Annotated in this window: 12 protein-coding genes and 1 tRNA gene; 6 read left to right on the forward strand and 7 right to left on the reverse strand. The window is 61.7% G+C overall.

From position 1 onward, the window contains the following. Positions 1–364: 364 nt before the first annotated feature. Entirely contained in the window at positions 365–1,156 is a 792-nt protein-coding gene (locus H2509_RS12145; RefSeq protein WP_182165632.1) for a DNA adenine methylase, read from the forward strand. Positions 1,157–1,193: 37 nt separating this feature from the next. Beyond that, positions 1,194–3,539 carry a DGQHR domain-containing protein gene (locus H2509_RS12150; RefSeq protein ID WP_182165634.1) on the forward strand — a complete coding sequence of 782 codons (2,346 nt, stop codon included), beginning with the start codon at positions 1,194–1,196 and terminating at the stop codon, positions 3,537–3,539. A 312-nt stretch (positions 3,540–3,851) separates the two neighbouring features. Here the strand turns inward: H2509_RS12150 and H2509_RS12155 are convergent. Continuing rightward, positions 3,852–3,928: transfer RNA gene (locus tag H2509_RS12155), tRNA-Ile, on the reverse strand. Between the two features lie 347 nt (positions 3,929–4,275). Here H2509_RS12155 and H2509_RS12160 point away from each other — a divergent pair. The 3 genes from H2509_RS12160 (at position 4,276) to H2509_RS12170 (ending at position 7,483) form a co-directional block, all read left to right on the forward strand. Then, positions 4,276–5,028, forward strand: coding sequence for an SIMPL domain-containing protein (locus H2509_RS12160; protein ID WP_182165636.1), 753 nt, complete (start codon positions 4,276–4,278; stop codon positions 5,026–5,028). Positions 5,029–5,049: 21 nt separating this feature from the next. Next, entirely contained in the window at positions 5,050–6,849 is a 1,800-nt protein-coding gene (locus H2509_RS12165) for an SLC13 family permease (protein ID WP_182165638.1), read from the forward strand. Between the two features lie 133 nt (positions 6,850–6,982). After that, on the forward strand, positions 6,983–7,483 hold the full coding sequence (locus H2509_RS12170) for a cytochrome b (protein WP_182165640.1): 501 nt from the start codon (positions 6,983–6,985) through the stop codon (positions 7,481–7,483). Between the two features lie 28 nt (positions 7,484–7,511). Here H2509_RS12170 and H2509_RS12175 read toward each other — a convergent pair whose 3' ends face one another. Further along, positions 7,512–8,609, reverse strand: a complete 1,098-nt coding sequence (locus tag H2509_RS12175) for an NAD(P)/FAD-dependent oxidoreductase (RefSeq protein WP_182165642.1) — start codon at positions 8,607–8,609, stop codon at positions 7,512–7,514. 78 nt (positions 8,610–8,687) lie between these two features. After that, positions 8,688–9,371, reverse strand: a complete 684-nt coding sequence (locus tag H2509_RS12180) for a helix-turn-helix transcriptional regulator (protein ID WP_235974882.1) — start codon at positions 9,369–9,371, stop codon at positions 8,688–8,690. Between the two features lie 89 nt (positions 9,372–9,460). On the opposite strand from H2509_RS12180, the gene H2509_RS12185 reads away from it, so the two are divergent. Then, positions 9,461–10,945, forward strand: a complete 1,485-nt coding sequence (locus tag H2509_RS12185; protein WP_182165644.1) for an MFS transporter — start codon at positions 9,461–9,463, stop codon at positions 10,943–10,945. Here the strand turns inward: H2509_RS12185 and H2509_RS12190 are convergent. From H2509_RS12190 to H2509_RS12205, 4 genes are all read right to left on the reverse strand, one after another. Continuing rightward, positions 10,929–11,222, reverse strand: coding sequence for a GYD domain-containing protein (locus tag H2509_RS12190; RefSeq protein ID WP_182165646.1), 294 nt, complete (start codon positions 11,220–11,222; stop codon positions 10,929–10,931). The genes H2509_RS12185 and H2509_RS12190 overlap by 17 nt on opposite strands. 286 nt (positions 11,223–11,508) lie before the next feature. After that, entirely contained in the window at positions 11,509–13,497 is a 1,989-nt protein-coding gene (gene rpoD / locus H2509_RS12195) for an RNA polymerase sigma factor RpoD (RefSeq protein ID WP_182165648.1), read from the reverse strand. A gap of 626 nt (positions 13,498–14,123) precedes the next feature. Then, positions 14,124–16,112, reverse strand: coding sequence for a DNA primase (gene dnaG / locus H2509_RS12200; RefSeq protein WP_182165650.1), 1,989 nt, complete (start codon positions 16,110–16,112; stop codon positions 14,124–14,126). A gap of 120 nt (positions 16,113–16,232) precedes the next feature. Then, positions 16,233–16,688 carry a GatB/YqeY domain-containing protein gene (locus tag H2509_RS12205; RefSeq protein WP_182165652.1) on the reverse strand — a complete coding sequence of 152 codons (456 nt, stop codon included), beginning with the start codon at positions 16,686–16,688 and terminating at the stop codon, positions 16,233–16,235. Positions 16,689–16,852 lie beyond the last annotated feature (164 nt).

Raw genomic sequence — 16,852 nt, forward strand, 5'->3', positions numbered from 1 at the left:
ACTCGAAACCCGCCGTCCGTTCACGTCGAAGGGAAGCCAGTCTTCGAACCGTCTCATCGCGGACGGAGATGATGATTGGAAACGCCACGCCTTTTCCAACTTTCATCGTCTTCTTGACGGACCTCTTTGCTGCCGACCGCTTCCATCGTGACGACTAAAAGCTGACCTAGAGCATGGGATCCGAAGTTGGACACCTGTTGAGGCAAGGGGGATTGCCTAGAAGGGATCGGGAAGTCTAACTTCCCTAACGCACGGGGCGGTATCGTCGTTAACTAATTCAGGTCGTCAGAATTGACAGTGCCACAAGCCGATTTTGCCGGCAAGTGGCATCGAAGGTGCCTAGATCGCCAAGGAGAGCATCGATTTGAAACCATTCATCAAGTGGGCTGGCGGTAAAAGATGGCTTCTTAATGACCCAAGCTTCGGCCTTCCCGAATTCTCTGGACGATATATCGAACCGTTCCTGGGGGGTGGGGCTATTTTCTTCCATCTCGCACCACCTAACGCGATCTTGTCCGATGTGAATGAGCGGCTGATCGCTACCTACAGGTCTATACGCGACGAATGGCAACTGGTGCAGGCAAGCCTCGCCGAATTCCAGGAGAGGCACTCTAAAGAATTCTACTACGAAGAGCGATGCCGACAGCATTCGAGCTCGCATCACCGCGCAGCGCAATTCCTTTACCTGAATCGGACTTGCTTCAATGGCCTCTACCGGGAGAACCTGAAGGGACAATTCAACGTGCCTCTAGGGACGAAAACCCAGGTCACGCTGCTCGACGATGATTTCGAAATGGCAAGCAAGATACTGTCTCGCGCCGACCTGCGGACAGGCGACTTTGAAGCAATCGTGGCGGAGGCGATAGAAGGCGATCTCCTATTCCTAGATCCGCCCTACACAACCGCCCATAATTGCAATGGATTTGTCAAATACAATCAGAAGATCTTTACGTGGGAGGATCAAAAGAGGCTGATGGAAGCAATTCGTGGCGCCATACAACGTGGCGCCCGTGTTGTTTTAACGAATGCGGATCACAATAGTATTCACGAGCTTTATGTCGAGCTTGGTGCGCCGAAAGTAGTTTCTCGACCTTCAGTCATATCGGGGACGGTGAGTTCTAGGCGCGGTACCACTGAAGCACTTTTCATTTTTTGAGATAGCTTACGGCATAGGTCAACTGTTGGGGGGTACATTGACGTTTATCGATCCTGCTGAAGCAGCCGCGCTTCGTGACAAAATGAGCAGCGACAAATCGCAGCTCGGCAAGATCTTTAAAGCGAAGACATCCAAATTCCATTCTCGCAATGTCGAACACAGCTTGGTCGAGGGATTGCTCGAAGACGGTTGGGAGGAATATGGCGAGCCTCTGAAAACCAAGACGCGTCTTCGTAAGCCAAAAAGCCACAACGTTCAGTTCGAAGACGATATCTGGTGTCAGCTTTATCGCCTCGGCTACCGCATGCTCAATGTGGACGAAAATTTCTGTCTACCCTGCGGGCCAGAACCTTCGGACAAGAAGCAGATCGATGTCGTCGCAATGGACAAAGACAGCGTCTTGCTTGTCGAATGCAAATCCAGCGCAAATCCGGCCAAGCCGCCATCGTACAGGGACGAATTCGAAGCCCTGCGTTTGCGTCTGGATAGGTATCGGAAGACAATCGATCAGGTATTTGGTCCTGGCAAGCGCCTAAAGTACATATTCGCGACTAGAAATCTGAGATTACGCCGAGATTCTGCCGATATCTTAAGGCTCGTCGATTCCGGTGGATTTTATTACAACGACAATACATTCCAGTACATCGACAGCCTAATCAAGGCCTACCGAGATGCTGCTCACTATCAGTTCATGGGCCTGATAATGAAGGGGCAGAGCATCAATAAAGAGAAGATAGAGGTTCCCGCCATCGAAGGCACGATGGGCGGCAAGACGTACTACATGTTTTCGCTGGAGCCCCAGCTGCTTCTTAAAATCGGATTTGTGCTGCACCGCACTCGGGCGAATGAATCAGAGATGCCTACCTACCAGCGTCTCCTCGTCCCTTCGCGACTAAAGGGGATTACCAAGTTCATCGACGGCGGTGGGTTCTTTCCAAATTCGGCCATCCTGAATTTCAACGAACGCGACACAAAGCTCGAATTCCAAGGTCAGCCACGCACGAAAGATACAGTATCACGAACCGGGTTGTTGAAGATCCCGAATGCGTTCGCAATCGCCTATATCATTGACGGACAGCACCGGATTTACGGCTACGCAAATTCGAAATACAAGAAGAGCAATACAATACCCGTCGTTGCTTTTAAGAACCTCGATCCGAGCGATCAGCTCGAATTATTTATGCAGATCAACGAGAACCAGAAGGCAGTTAGTCCAACTCTACGCATTACTCTGGAGGAAGATCTATATTGGAACGCCAGTCGCCTAGATTCTCGGCTAAAAGCGCTAAGATCTTCGGTGATCAGGGCACTGGGCGGCGATCCTTCCGGTCCGCTATACGGCAAAATATCACTCGGCGAAGACCGATCCACGCTTCAGGCTAAGCCGTTCGCAGACGCCCTAATCAGGTGTAAGCTATTGCCGGAAGCCAAGGGCAACAGGTTTGTCCAAGAAACCACTGCGTCATCACTGTACGACGCTGCCAATCTCGATCATGGTAACGAGATGGGGAAGGCGCGGATTAGAGCAGTTAGCTTCATCAACGCCAGCTATGAGCTTGCAGAGGAAACCCTTGGAAAAGATCAGGAAGCACTGAACACCTATATTTTGTCGAACAGAGGTAGCTTTGCATTCATATCGCTCGTCGGAGACCTTCATGCATTTGAAGCCGGGCAGCGCTCGATTTCTATAAATTCGACGACAGAGCAGCGAATTAACGCCATTAGGAAGTACCTGCTAGTGCTTTTCAACGCGTTGAAGTCGATGACGCCGGAAGATGCCGAAATATTAACTGGGAAGCTTGGTAGCGGTGCTGAAGCGACCTGGCTGCGGTTCTTTCAGGGCTATATTAACAACAAGTTCGCCGACTACAATCCGCCCGAGTTGCAGGATTGGCGAGAGCGGCAGGACAAGGCGCTCCAGAGCAAAGGGCGAGAGATCGGAACTCAGATCGAGCGACACATGAAGAAATTCATCATCGAACAGTTGAAAGCACTATTTGGCGAAAATTGGGATATTGAGATCGGCGCGATCCAACGAGATTGCGAGGCGCGCGCAAAGGAACAGATGGAAAAAGACTATAAGGACGGGCTCGGTCGCCGCGAGATACCTTGGACAGACCAATTCTTTATTAAAGACTATAAGGCGATTATCGAGAAATATTGGTCTAAGAAGCCTGAAAATATAGCCAACGCCGAATCGTTCGAGCAGCATTTTTCGATTAATGTCGGACACGGCTTCAACAGCAAGGCTGACAAAATCAAATGGATTTCGCTTTTCAACACGCTGCGGAACAACTGGGCGCATGAAGGAACAAAGGAAAAGGGATTGAATAAGAGCGACGTTGAGCTTTTAGCGAAGATCCACGACCAACTCGGTTTATAAAAAACTATTAGTGACATAGACAAAGATCGAAAAGCTGAAACCGATCCTCGCCGCGTAGACGATACTCGCATCGACCGTAGGCCCGCTATTTAACTTTCGCGGCCCGAAAGCAGCCTGTCTGTTCGCGACCCCATTGCAATCATTCGCATCGGCTGGAAATAGGCCCGCATTCCGCCCTGTCTGAGCCCCGGGCGCCCAGCGCATGGCGGGCCAGTGCAGGTAGGGCACGAGATATCCGATCCGGTGCCTGACCGGGGCCGAACCGGGAAATTGCATGAAGCTGATTTAAGCTGTTGATTTAAAGCAGAGGAATGGTGGGCCCGGAGGGACTCGAACCCCCAACCAATCCGTTATGAGCGGACGGCTCTAACCAATTGAGCTACAGGCCCCCGAGCAATGGCGACGGTGGGACGCCGGGAGACGCCCCGCCTGCCCGAGCAGGACTTGCTTGGTACACCAGCGCGGCAAGGCGAGGCAAGTCTCTGTCGCGCGCGGGCGGAGCGCTTTCCACGAAAGCGGGGCCGCCTTCGCGGCAGGAAGCCGCTCCCGGGATATGCCTCGGCAGAAATCGCCACTTGCGAATGCCGCCGATTGACCGTTTTTCTAGTGAAGCGAATTTGACGTTCGAGTCCCGGTTGCAGCGTGGGGCCGGGCCTAAAATCGGGGCAAGCCACGGAGGCGCCGCAATTGCGGTGAAGGGTCAAGCCCCTCATATTGTTAGGAAAAGGCGAGTTCCATGAAAGCCAGAGCAATTCGATCCGCCGGACTGCCCGTTGCCGCCCTCGTCGCCGGCATCCTCTGCGCCGGGGCCCTGCTGCAGGCCGGGCCGGCCCATGCCGAGGAAGCGCGGCTTTCGACCATCGACCTGGTCGGCCGGGGCACGGTGACGGCTGCTCCCGACATGGCCTTCGTCACCAGCGGCGTGGTGAGCGACGCCGACACGGCGGCCGAGGCGATGAAGGCCAATTCGGCGGCGATGACGCAGGTGGTCGACGCGATCAAGGGCGCCGGGATCGAGGCGCGCGACATCCAGACCTCCGGCTTTTCCGTCTCGCCGCGCTACGCGCAGGTGAAGCGGACGAATGGCGAGGAGCACCTGAAGATCGTCGGCTACCGGGTCAGCAACGGCGTGACGGTGCGCGTCCGCGATCTTTCGAAGCTCGGCTCGCTGCTGGACACCATGGTTGCGGACGGCGCCAACGAGATCAGCGGGATTTCCTTCCAGGTGAGTGATGCCGACAAGCGGCGCGACGAGGCGCGCAAGGAAGCGATGGCCGACGCGATCCGCAAGGCGAAGCTCTATGCGGAAGCCGCCGGCGTGGAACTGGGCCGGATCCTGTCGATCAACGAGCAATGGGCCAATGTGAGGCCGCAGCCCTATTTTACGGCCCGGGCCGAAAAGGCGCTGAGCGACGCCGCTCCGCCGGTCGAGGCGGGCGAGGAAACACTCGACGTGCAGGTTAATGTAAGCTGGGAACTGAAACCCTGATCGACTGACAGCCGGAGCGCCATGATCCCGTTCATTGCCGAGCATCAGGCGCTTTTTGGCCTGGCCGTCCTCGGGCTCGTCTTCGCCGGCTTCGCGCTGGAACGCTACCCGCCGGAAGTGGTGGCGGTCGGGGGTGCGGCCCTGATGCTGTGCCTTGGGCTGCTGGATGTCGACGAGGCGCTGTCGGTGTTCTCCAACGCCGCGCCGATCACCATCGCCGCGATGTTCATGCTGTCCGGCGCGCTGGTGAGAACCGGCACGCTGGAGGCGGCGACGAGCCTGCTCATGCAGCACCTCGGCTCGCGCAAGGCGCTGGCGATGCTGATGCTGCTGCTTGCCACGCTGGTGCTTTCGGGCTTCGTGAACAACACGCCGGTTGTGATCGTCCTCATTCCGGTGGTGATCCGCCTGGCGGGGGAAATGGGCGACGCGCCATCCAGCCACCTCATTCCGCTGTCCTTCGCCGGCATCCTCGGCGGCACCTGCACGCTGATCGGCACGTCGACGAACCTGCTGGTCGACGGCGTATCCCAATCGCAGGGCCTTGCCCCCTTCGGCATTTTCGAGATCGCCCCCATCGGCATCGTCGTGGCCGCCGTCGGCATGACCTACCTGCTGACGGCCGGCCGCTTCCTGCTGCCCAAGCGTACGGCGATGGGCGCGTTCAAGGCCGGATCGGAGGCGGCCACCTTTACCTCGGAACTGGTGATCCCGGCGGATTCCGACTATGTGGGCAAGAAGCTCGGCGAGGTGAGCGCGCTGGACCGGTCGGGCATCACGCTCTACGGCGCAATCGGCAGGAGCGGCACGCTGTCGCCCGTCCACCGGGACATGGAGCTGAAGGCCGGCGACCGGATCTCCTTCAGCGCGCCGGCCGCCGAGGTGCTGACGCTCCACCAGGACGAGAATGTGGTGCTGGGCGAGCCGAGGCTGCTGCTGGGCGGCGGCGAGGAAGAAGAAACGATACTGGTGGAGGCACTGGCCGGCCCCGACCGGCGGGTCGCCGGGCGCACAGTGCGCCAACTCGCCCTGCCCTATCGCTACGGCGCAGCGGTGATCGGCGTCCACCGCCACCGCGCGGTCCCGGCCGGCACGGCCATCGCCGACCTGCGCCTGCAATCCGGCGACACGCTGATCCTCGCCGGCACCGCGCGCCGCCTGACGAGCCTTGCCCAGACGGCCGGCTTCGTCAGCCTCAGCGAACCGACCGAGCGCCCCTACCGCCGCCGCAAGGCGCCGATCGCCATCGCGACGATCGCCGCCGTGGTGCTGCTTGCCGCGTTCAACGTGCTGCCGATCGCCGGCCTTGCGATGATCGGCGTCGCCTTCATCCTGCTGACGCGCTGCATCGATTCCGACGAGGCGTTCCAGGCGATCGACGGGCGCGTGCTGATCCTGATCTTCGCGATGCTCGCCGTCGGACGCGGGCTCGAAGAGGCAGGCGCGGTGGAACTGATCGTCGATGCGGCGATGCCGTTCCTCAAGGAAGCTCATCCCCTGCTGATATTGGCCGTCGTCTACCTGCTGGCGTCGCTGCTGACCGAGCTAGTCACCAACAACGCGGTCGCGGTGGTGTTCACGCCGATCGCCATCGGCCTGGCGCAATCTCTCGGGCTCGATCCGCGCTCCTTCGTCATGGCGGTGATGTTCGGCGCCAGCGCAAGCTTCGCGACGCCGATCGGCTACCAGACGAACACGCTGGTCTACGGCGCCGGCAATTACCGGTTCCTGGATTTCGTGCGGATCGGCCTGCCGCTCAATATTCTGGCCGGGGCGACGGCGGTGGCGATGATCTATCTCGTCTTCGGCCTGGGAAGGTAGCCGGGGCGCCGGTCGCCGGGACCGATACATCTTGCGACAATTGCGGCAAAGTCCGGCGACAAATGGCCGGTAGCGTCGGCTTTGCCGTTAGGTAACGCCGTTACCCGCAATTCCATTCCCGAACAGGTGCCCCATGCCAGCTTCCGCCCCATCGTCCTACAGCCCGATGCAGATCCTGCTGCACTGGCTGATCGCCGCCCTCGTCCTGTTCCAGATCGTTTTCGGTGAGGAGATGGAGCATATGGCGCGCGACATCCGCCGCGGCCTTGCCCCGGACGGCGACGACGTGCTGCTCGGCAATGCCCATATCTGGGTCGGCTTCGCGATCCTGGCGCTGGTTGCCTGGCGCATCCTGCTGCGGCTGAAGAACGGCGCGCCAACCTTTCCCGCGGGCCAGCCGGCCCTGGCGGAAAAGGCGATGAAGGTCGCCCACGCCCTCTTCTATGCCCTGCTGGTCATCGCGCCCGTGAGCGGGATCGTCGCCTGGTACGTCTTCCCGGAAGCCGGCGAGATCCACGAGTTCATGAAGCCGGCGTTCATCGTGCTCATCGCCATCCACGTGGCAGCCGCGCTCTGGCACCATTTCGTGCTGAAGGACGACGTGCTGAAGCGGATGACCCGTCCGGCCGCCTGAAGATCCGGGATCGAGGCGGGGCTAATCCCTAGTCCCGCGCCTCGATCCAGGCCCGCATCGCGTCGAGATCGCCGCCGAGCAAACCGTCGGCGATCCTGCGGCCAACCGCGGCACCGAACTTGTAGCCATGGCCCGAACAGGCCGAGACGGCGACGAGACGCCCCTGCGCCCTGACGAAGAAGTGCTCGTCACGCGTGAACGTATAGGCGCAGGTGACGACGTCGGAGACCGCGTAGTCGCCGATGCGGGCGAAGGGCGGGCCGAAATAATCGCGCACCTTCTCCCCCTCGCCCGGAACGACGGCGCGGTTTTCGTCCGGCCGGCTTTTGAACTTGTGCAGGCCCGAGCCGACCTTGAGGCCGGTTCCGGCGACCGGCGGCAGCACATAGCCGTCCACCTTGCCGCCGACATCCAGGATCACCGGCGAAGTCTCCCAGGCCTGCCGCAGATCCTCGGGCGGCGTGAGATAGGCGACCGCCGTGCGGTAGGTCGTCAGGTCGCCGCCGAGTTCCGGCAGCAGGTCGAGCACCCAGGCGCCGGCGGTCACAACGATCCGATCGGCCTCGATCGCATCGCCATCGGCAAGCCGCACGGCGCCGGTCATCGCATCGACGGCGACAACCCTGGCGTTTTCGCGGATATCGATGCCCCTGGCCAGAAACCAGCTACGCAGCGCGACCGCGATCTTCCGGCAGAGCAGGACGCCGCCTTCCGCGCTTTCGGCGGCGAAGCGGATCGCGGCCGGGTCGAGATAGGGGTGGCGCAGGGCCGCCTCCTGCGGCGAGAATTCCTCGAAGGGATAGCCGCCGGCGACCAGCCCGTCGCGATAGCGCTCCGCCTCGTCGCCCGCTTCCTGGGAAACCAGGAGAAATCCCGTATCGATCAGGTGCTTCTGGCCGAGATCGTCCCAAAGCTCGTCCCAGGCGTCATAGGCCTCGTCGATGCGACGCTGGTAGCCGCCCTGCCCACCATAGGCGCGGCGAATGATGCGGTGCTGGTCGCCCGAAGCGCCCAGCGGATTGGGGATCGTCGCCTGCTCCAGCAGCGTTACCTCGGCACCTCTCCTGGCAAGCGCCCAGGCGGTGGAAAGTCCGGCTATACCCGCTCCGACAACGACGACGCGCATGATGGTTCCCGCTCGAATCCCTGTTCAGGAGCGGGACTTTAGACCATGGCGACGGGAAAGGCGTAGCCGCAAAATCGATCAGTTCGCCTCAGAAGCGGCAATGCGGTAGGCGCAGCGGCGTGCGCCGGCGAGGATATGCTCCTCGCGCTCGATGCTCACTTCAGGGCCGAGAAGAGCGCGGAACAGGGCCAGTTCCGAGCGGCAGAAGCCCTGGCAGGCGCGGGCGGCGGCGCAGATCGGGCAGTGGTTTTCCGTCAGGCGGAAACTGCCATCGGCAAGGCGCTCGACTTCCGCCATGTAGCCTTCGGCGGAGCGGCGCGCGGCAAGTCGGCCGAGACGATCGGCAAGCGATCCGCCCGAGGACAGGGCCGCCCCGTAGGAGGCGCGCATCCTGGCCTCCCGCTCGCCGATCAGCCGGTCGAGCCCGGCATCCCCGAAGACGTTGCGGACCGCATCGATGATTTCCAGGGTGAGGCCTTCGTGATTGTCCGGAAACCGGGCATGGCCCTTGTCCGTCAGCCGCCAGTAACGCTTCGGCCGGCCTACACTTTCACGCCGGTCGTCATGGGCAACCAGCCCTTCGCCGTTCAGCCGGTCGAGATGCTGCCGAATCGCGACGGCAGTGACCCCCAGTCTTTCCGCCAGAACGGATGCCGTCTGCGCCCCGCGCGCCTTCAGCGCCTGCAGGATAAGCCCGCTCGTACGGTCGCTATCGATCGTCATCGTTCCGATATGGCGGCATTCATCCGCTCTCAGCTCCATGAAAGTGTCACTCAGGAGATATTTGAAAAGCCTTGCCTTGTCAAAATATAGCAAATATAAAAAGCAAAACCTTTCTTTATAGGATTACCATGCAGACTCCGACCGGCACCGGAGACCAGACCACCGAAACCGCCGACGGCGGATGGCACGGCCTCTTTCTCGGGCCGCGCTCGCTGGCGTTGCTCGTCCTGACGCTCGGCGTCGGCTCGCATGCGGTGAACGGCTTCGTCACGGTCGCGATCCTGCCCGACATCATCCGCGACCTCGGCGGACAGGAACGTGCCTACTGGATCTTCACCCTGTTCCAGGTGGCGGCCATCGTCACCGGCACCGCGACAGGGGCCTTGAAGGCGCGGTTCGGCGCGCGTCCGCTTTTCCTCGCGGCGTCGGCCACCCTTTTTTCCGGTTCGCTGTTTTCCGGGATCGCCGAAGGGACCGGCTGGCTTCTCTTCGGCCGCTTCCTGCAGGGTTTCGGCGAGGGGATGATCCTGGCGCTTTGCTACGCGGTCATCCCGGATCTCTTTCCCGAACGGCTCGTCGCCCGGATCTTCTCGCTGCTTGCCGGCGTCTGGGCGATCGCCGCGGGCATCGGCCCGCTTGCCGCCGGCATCCTGACCGAAACATGGTCCTGGCGCGCCGCCTTCCTCGCCAACCTGCCGCTAACCGGCATTCTGCTCCTGTGCGCGCTGATCGTGCTGCCGAGGGAGAGCCGGCACAAGGACGGACCCGGCCCGAGGTTCGGGCTGGCGGTCGTTCCGCGCCTGTTGCTGATCGCCGCCGCCGTGCTCTCGATCAGCATGGTGGGCCAGATGAAAGCGGTACCGTCGATCGCGCTCGCGCTCACCTTCGGCTTGAGCCTTGCCGTATTCACCCTCCGCCTCGACCGGAAGGCCGCCACACCCTTCATCCCGGGCGCGGCCTTTCGCCCCGGTCACCCGCTCGGCCTTTGCATGTGGATCGAGATCCTGATGTGGGTCTCGAGCGGGGCGCGCGTCGTCTTCGTTACCGCCCTCGGGCAGGCGGTCTGGGGTTTGAGCGTGACTAAGGCGTCCTATCTTGCGACGACCGTCGCCTTCAGCTGGACCGTAGCGGCCTGGCTGGTGGCAGGCGTCGGAGAGCCGGCACGCCAGCGCCTCCTCATGCAGCTTGGACCGGCCGCGCTGACGGTCGGGGCCACGCTGTTCGCCACCGCGCTCAGCCTGCAATCAATGCCGCTCTTCGCGCTTGGAGCCGCGTTCAGCGGCGCCGGATTCGGCATCAGCAACCTGTTCCTCAACAAGACGATGATCTATGCCGTGCAAGGGGTCGAGCGGGACCGCACGTCGGCATTCCTGCCGACGCTGCAGGCTGCGGGCGCATCCGTCGGCGCGGCTTTCGCCGGGCTGTTCGGCCTGCTGTTCGGCCTGACGGCCGCCGGCACGGGCGAACTCGTCACCCGCGAAACAGCTATCGCGGCAGGACCTTCCGTCTTCCTCGCCATGGCCGCGATCAGCCTTGCGGCGGCGCTTCTGGCGATGAGGCTGTCACTTGCCGCCGCCAGCAATGCCGAAGATGTGCTCAGCCAAGCGAGTTGATGATCTCGCGATAGGCATTTTCCGGGAACGCCTTCAGCGTGCGGGTGCGGATATAGCCGCCCTGCCCCAGCTTCAGCACCATGCGGGCCATGACGGCATCGTCGGGCGCCTCGCAGACCGCCACCATGTCGTAGTCGCCCATCGTCAGGTAGAACTGCTGGAAGTTGCCGCCCATGTCGGCAAGCAGCTTTTTCGCCGCGTCGAGCCTGCCTGGAGACTCGCGTACGTTCTTGATGCCCTGATCGGTCCAGTTCACGAAGATGATGTAGGTGGTCACGGCGCACCTCCCTTGGAGCATATTCCGCCCGGGTCGAGGCGACCCGAACGTCAAGAATATGATCAAGTTATTGGTATTGAAGCGATTTACTTCCCTTCAGGTCGTTCCACCCGAAGGGGAGACGCTCGCGGCGCCGTAACGCGGCACAAGATGAAGACCGGCGCCTGTTTGCGCCCCCTCTGTCTGCCCTGCGGTAGTATGATCCTCGCGCTGCCGCAACGCAAGGAAAGCTCCGCGCCGCCGCGCACAATAAAAAAGCCCGGAAGATCCGGGCTTTTTCATCAGGTCAGCTATCGAGGAAGCTTCGCAGCTTGCGGCTCCTTGAGGGATGCTTCAGCTTCCTGAGCGCCTTGGCCTCGATCTGGCGGATACGCTCGCGCGTCACCGAGAACTGCTGGCCGACTTCTTCCAGCGTGTGGTCGGTATTCATGCCGATGCCGAAGCGCATGCGCAGCACGCGTTCCTCACGCGGGGTGAGCGAGGCGAGCACGCGGGTCGTGGTCTCGCGCAGGTTGGACTGGATCGCGGCGTCGATCGGCAGCACCGCGTTCTTGTCCTCGATGAAATCGCCGAGATGCGAATCCTCCTCGTCGCCGATCGGCGTTTCGAGCGAGATCGGCTCCTTGGCGATCTTCAGCACCTTGCGCACCTTTTCCAGCGGCATCTGGAGCTTTTCGGCCAGTTCCTCCGGCGTCGGCTCGCGGCCGATCTCGTGCAGCATCTGGCGCGAGGTGCGGACGATCTTGTTGATCGTCTCGATCATGTGCACCGGAATGCGGATCGTGCGGGCCTGATCGGCGATCGAACGGGTGATCGCCTGCCGGATCCACCACGTCGCATAGGTGGAGAACTTGTAGCCGCGGCGGTACTCGAATTTGTCGACCGCCTTCATCAGGCCGATATTGCCTTCCTGGATCAGGTCCAGGAACTGCAGGCCACGATTGGTGTATTTCTTGGCGATGGAGATGACGAGGCGCAGGTTGGCCTCGACCATCTCCTTCTTGGCGATGCGGGCCTCGCGCTCGCCCTTCTGCACCATGGAGACGATGCGGCGGAATTCCGACGTCTCAAGGCCGGTCTCGGAGGCGAGGTTCTGGATCTCCTGGCGAAGGTCGCGAATGCGATCCTTCTCGTTGGCAACGAAATTCTTCCAGCCGCGGGTCGCCAGGTTGGCGACCTTGCGCAGCCAGTTCGGATCGAGTTCGTTGCCCTGGTACTGCTTCAGGAAGTCGCCGCGGTCGACGCCGTAGCTGTCGGAAAGCCGCAGCAGGCGGCCTTCGTAGCCCATCAGCCGCTTGTTGATGTCGTAGAGCTGCTCGACCAGCGCATCGATGCGGTTCTGGTTGAGCGACAGGCTCTTCACATCGGCGATGATGTCTTCCTTGAGCTTCTTGTAGCGGCGCTCCTGCGACGGCGACAGCGTCTTGTTGGCCAGCTTGTTCTCGACAAGCTGGTCCTGGAGGCGGCGCAGCTTCTTGTAGTCGTCGGCGACGCGGTCGAAGGTCTCGAGCACCTTCGGCTTCAATTCCGCCTCCATGGCCGACAGCGAAACGTTGGCCTCGAACTCGTCGTCGTCCTCGCCGTCCTCGCCCTCTTCCGAGCCCTCGGCCCGCTCGCCATCCTGGGAGGAGCGCTCGGCGCCTTCTTCTTCCTCTTCCTCCTCGTCGGAGACCGGAGCGCCGGACTTGGCATCGGGCCCGGCATAGGTCGCTTCGAGATCGATGATGTCGCGCAGCAGAACCTTGCCTTCGTTCAGCTCGTCGCGCCAGATGATGATGGCCTGGAAGGTGAGAGGGCTTTCGCAAAGCCCGGCGATCATCGCCTCGCGGCCGGCCTCGATACGCTTGGCGATCGCGATTTCGCCCTCGCGCGACAAAAGCTCGACCGATCCCATCTCGCGCAGATACATGCGCACCGGATCGTCGGTTCTGTCGGTCGGCTCGCGCGTCGTGGTCTTGGCCAGCGCGGCGCCGGAAGCAGGGACAAGCTCCCCGCCCTCGCTATCGTCGTCGGAGTTGCCTTCTTCCGCCTCTTCGCTCTCCACGACGTTGATGCCCATGTCGGACAGCATCGCCATGGTGTCCTCGATCTGCTCGGAGGTCACCTCTTCGGAGGGAAGGACCTCGTTGAGCTCGTCATAGGTCACATAGCCGCGCTTCTTGGCGAGCTTGATCATCCGCTTGACGGCGGCATCCGACAGGTCGAGCAACGGACCATCGCTGTTTTCCGTTGCCTGTTCCTGGGGTTCTTCCGCCTGAGTTGCCTTCGCTACCATTTTTTTCTCCGGATCGGCCGGCCTCGACACCGGCGCCCCTACCCGTAATTCGTCGCGCAAAGCGGGCCTCAACGATCGGTCCCTCGCGGAACCGCAAATCACCTGTCCGGGCCTTCGTGCTCACCCGGAACCGTCTGGTCGGCCTTGCCTTTCGCGCGTGATGATCCGTCCCTTGTCTATCCGCGGTCCGTTAAGCCGCACTTAACCGTAACTTGTGGCCGCCGCCCGCGAAGTTAAGCTACCCCCTCACCCGCTAGCGGGCATTTCCGATCCGTGGCACCGGCTGCCGGATGGCCTATCCGCCGAAATCGGCGGTCAAATCCCCGGCTCAGGCACGCAATCGGCGAAAGTCGGGACGTTGCCGCATGCGTCCCAACACAAAAAGCAGCGTGGTTGCCCACACTGGGAATTTTCTGATTTTCGGCAGCCCAATCGCTGTTTCGCCTGTCGCTGGCTCATGTTTCTCCATGATGCCCAATATCGGCGCTCGTCGCTGCCTGCGAAGACTATTTAACGCGGCCCGCGAGATTCGCAAGGGTGATTCGTTTTCGTCAATCCCATTTCGGCACGGATTCGCACGCGGCATGGCCCCTCCCGAAAACGCCGATCAGCCCATTTCCGGGCCCCTAGACCGCCTTGGCGAACACGGCCAGATCCCGCCGCGATCCACCCTGGCGCAGCTTCCTGCCACGCTCGGCCAGCTCCTGCTCCTCGCGCGCGCATTCTTCCCGCCGCCGCGCCAGATCCTGGGTCAGCGCGCGCACCCGATCCCAGGCCGCTTCATCGAGATCCTCGTCCAGATAGGCCAGTTCCTGTTCCAGTTCCTGCTCCAGCGCCCGCGTCTCCAACACGTCGAGAAAATGCTGGAACAGGTTCTCGACGAAATCCTCGGGCGGATCATGACGCAGAACCGGCAAGCGCTGGATCAGATCCTGGAACCGGTCGCGCGATCCATGGGGCGCCTGATCCGCTTCCGTCCTGCTTCCCATTTCCGCCACCTCCGACAGGATGCGGTAGAAGCGGTCGTCCAGCTTGTCGAAAAAGTCCGTCACGCGCACCGAATCGAGATCCGTCGCGACCCGGCAGAGTTCATCGCGGAAATGGGCATGCAGATCGTCATGCAGGGCAACTTTCGCGATCCGCTCGACATAGCGCTCGAAAAATTCGGGATACTTCAGGCAAAGCCCGCACAACGTCCGTTCCGTGCCGAACATCGGCCCGTCCGGCCTTTCGACGGGGCCAAGCTTGGCGGGCTCGGCATCGCGCTCGGCACGTCCCCGAAATGGCGCTCGCCCCCGTCCCGCGCCGCGATCGCGCAGAGATCGAGACTGCTCGAAAAAGAGGTTCGAGAGGCGAAGGCGGATTTCGAGCTGGTAACGGCGGCGGACACGCTCGTCCTTGATTTCGCGGACGAGATCCTCGAACCGCTTTTCCAGCGCCGCCTTGCGTTCGGGCGTATCGATCTGGGAGACGGAGACCTCGCGCTCCCACAGCACGTCGATCAGGGGACGGGCGCGACCAAGCTCGGACCGCAGCGCCGCCGGACCTCCCTCCCTGATCAGGTCGTCCGGGTCCTTGCCGTCCGGCAGAAAGACGAACTGAAAGGAATATCCGCTCTTGAGCACCGGCAGGATGCGGTCGATCGCGCGATGCGCGGCGGAAATGCCGGCCGCATCGCCGTCGAAACAGACCATCGGCTCGGACGCCATGCGCCACAGCCGCAGGATCTGGTCCTCGGTAAAGGCGGTGCCAAGGGTCGCAAGCACTGCCGGCAGCCCGGCCTGCCAGACGGCGATCGCGTCCATGTAGCCTTCCACGACGATCGCCTGTCCTGACTTGAAGGCAGGTTCGCGCGCCCGATGGGCGTTGAAGACCATCGTGCCCTTGTGAAAGATCGGCGTTTCGGGGGAATTCAGGTATTTCGGCTGGCCGTCCGGATCGAGCGTCCGCCCGCCGAACGCCACCACCCGGCCGCGATCGTCGTGGATCGGGATCATCAGACGGTTGCGAAACCGGTCATAGGAGGCGCGGCCGTCCTCCGGCCTGATGACGAGCCCCGCCTCGACCATCGCCCCTTCCTCGACTCCCTTCGAGATCAGGTGCCGTTTCAAGGCGTCGCGGCCGTTCGGCGCGAAACCGAAGCGGAACTCCTTCAGCGTCTCGGCCTTGAGCCCGCGCCGGGCGCAATAATCGCGCGCCTGTGCGCCCGAGGAAGTCTTGAATTCCGCCTGGAAGAACTGCGCCGCCATTTCGCAGATATCGGCAAGGCTTGCCCGCCGCTCCTCGCGGCGGACCGCCTGGGGATCGGCCTTTGGCAGGGAAACGCCCACCTCGTCGGCGAGCCTTTCCACCGCTTCGGGAAAATTCAGCCCCTCGGTTTCGCACAGAAAGCGGAAATGATCGCCGGAAACGCCGCAGCCGAAGCATTTGTAGCGGCCGCGCCGATCGTCGACGTGAAAGCTCGGGCTCTTTTCCTGGTGAAAGGGGCAGCAGGCCCAGAAATCCCCCTTCGCGGGCTGGGTCTTGCGCCGGTCCCAGCTGACGCGACGGCCCACGACCTCCGACAAGGGAAGCCGCGCCCGGATCTCGTCAAGAAGGCTGGGCGTGAAACGCATTCGAACTCCATGCGCACAGGCGACAATGAGCTTACTCCCGCGAAACCTCCATTGCGATTCGCCGGAAGCGCGGAACCAAGCTGACCTGTGAATTCCGGTAACTTTGTGGATAACCCTGCTTCAGTGGGTCCGAAGCAGGTCCTTCACGACGCAACTCGCCTGGGTGAAGTCCATCTGCCCAGGAAAGCGCTGCTTCAAGGCGTTCATGCAGCGGCCCATGTCGCGCAGGCCATGGGCATTGATGTCGCGCACCACCTCTTCGCAGATGCCGCGCACTTCCTTTTCGCTGAGTTGCCTTGGCAGGAATTCGCGAATGATGTCGCTTTCCTCGCGCTCCTGCTCGGCAAGCCCGACCTGGCCGGCCTCTTCGTATTCGCGGGTCGATTGTTCCCGCTGTTTCAGCATCTTGTGCAGGATTTCCAGCACGTCGTCATCGCCGACGCCCTCGCCGCCCGCCTCGCGGGCCTGAGCGTCCCTGTCACGGATCGTCGCCTGGATGAGGCGCAGCGTCGCCGCCCGCCCCTTCTTCCCCTCAGCCACCGCTCTTTGCAGAGCCGCGTTGATCGCTTCGCGCATGCATAGCTCCGTCGATCGCGGGGTTGGGGAGCCGCAAAATTGCGGCGAGCCGACACCAACCCACCAACGAACATCTTAACCCGTTGATTTTGCGGAATTTTTTTAAGTGACCTCGTGGTTGACCGCGCGGGTCGCTTCCCCTAGAGTGCCGCCCCGGACGCATG

This window comes from Stappia albiluteola (assembly GCF_014050225.1).
Classification (GTDB): Bacteria; Pseudomonadota; Alphaproteobacteria; order Rhizobiales; family Stappiaceae; genus Hongsoonwoonella; species Hongsoonwoonella albiluteola.

Coding starts and splice junctions, on each gene's coding strand:
- H2509_RS12165 (WP_182165638.1), top strand. CDS start 5,050: ATGATCCCGTTCATTGCCGAGCATCAGGCGCTTTTTGGCCTGGCCGTC.
- H2509_RS12185 (WP_182165644.1), top strand. CDS start 9,461: ATGCAGACTCCGACCGGCACCGGAGACCAGACCACCGAAACCGCCGAC.
- rpoD (WP_182165648.1), bottom strand. CDS start 13,497: ATGGTAGCGAAGGCAACTCAGGCGGAAGAACCCCAGGAACAGGCAACG.
- dnaG (WP_182165650.1), bottom strand. CDS start 16,112: ATGCGTTTCACGCCCAGCCTTCTTGACGAGATCCGGGCGCGGCTTCCC.
- H2509_RS12175 (WP_182165642.1), bottom strand. CDS start 8,609: ATGCGCGTCGTCGTTGTCGGAGCGGGTATAGCCGGACTTTCCACCGCC.
- H2509_RS12170 (WP_182165640.1), top strand. CDS start 6,983: ATGCCAGCTTCCGCCCCATCGTCCTACAGCCCGATGCAGATCCTGCTG.
- H2509_RS12160 (WP_182165636.1), top strand. CDS start 4,276: ATGAAAGCCAGAGCAATTCGATCCGCCGGACTGCCCGTTGCCGCCCTC.
- H2509_RS12205 (WP_182165652.1), bottom strand. CDS start 16,688: ATGCGCGAAGCGATCAACGCGGCTCTGCAAAGAGCGGTGGCTGAGGGG.
- H2509_RS12180 (WP_235974882.1), bottom strand. CDS start 9,371: ATGGAGCTGAGAGCGGATGAATGCCGCCATATCGGAACGATGACGATC.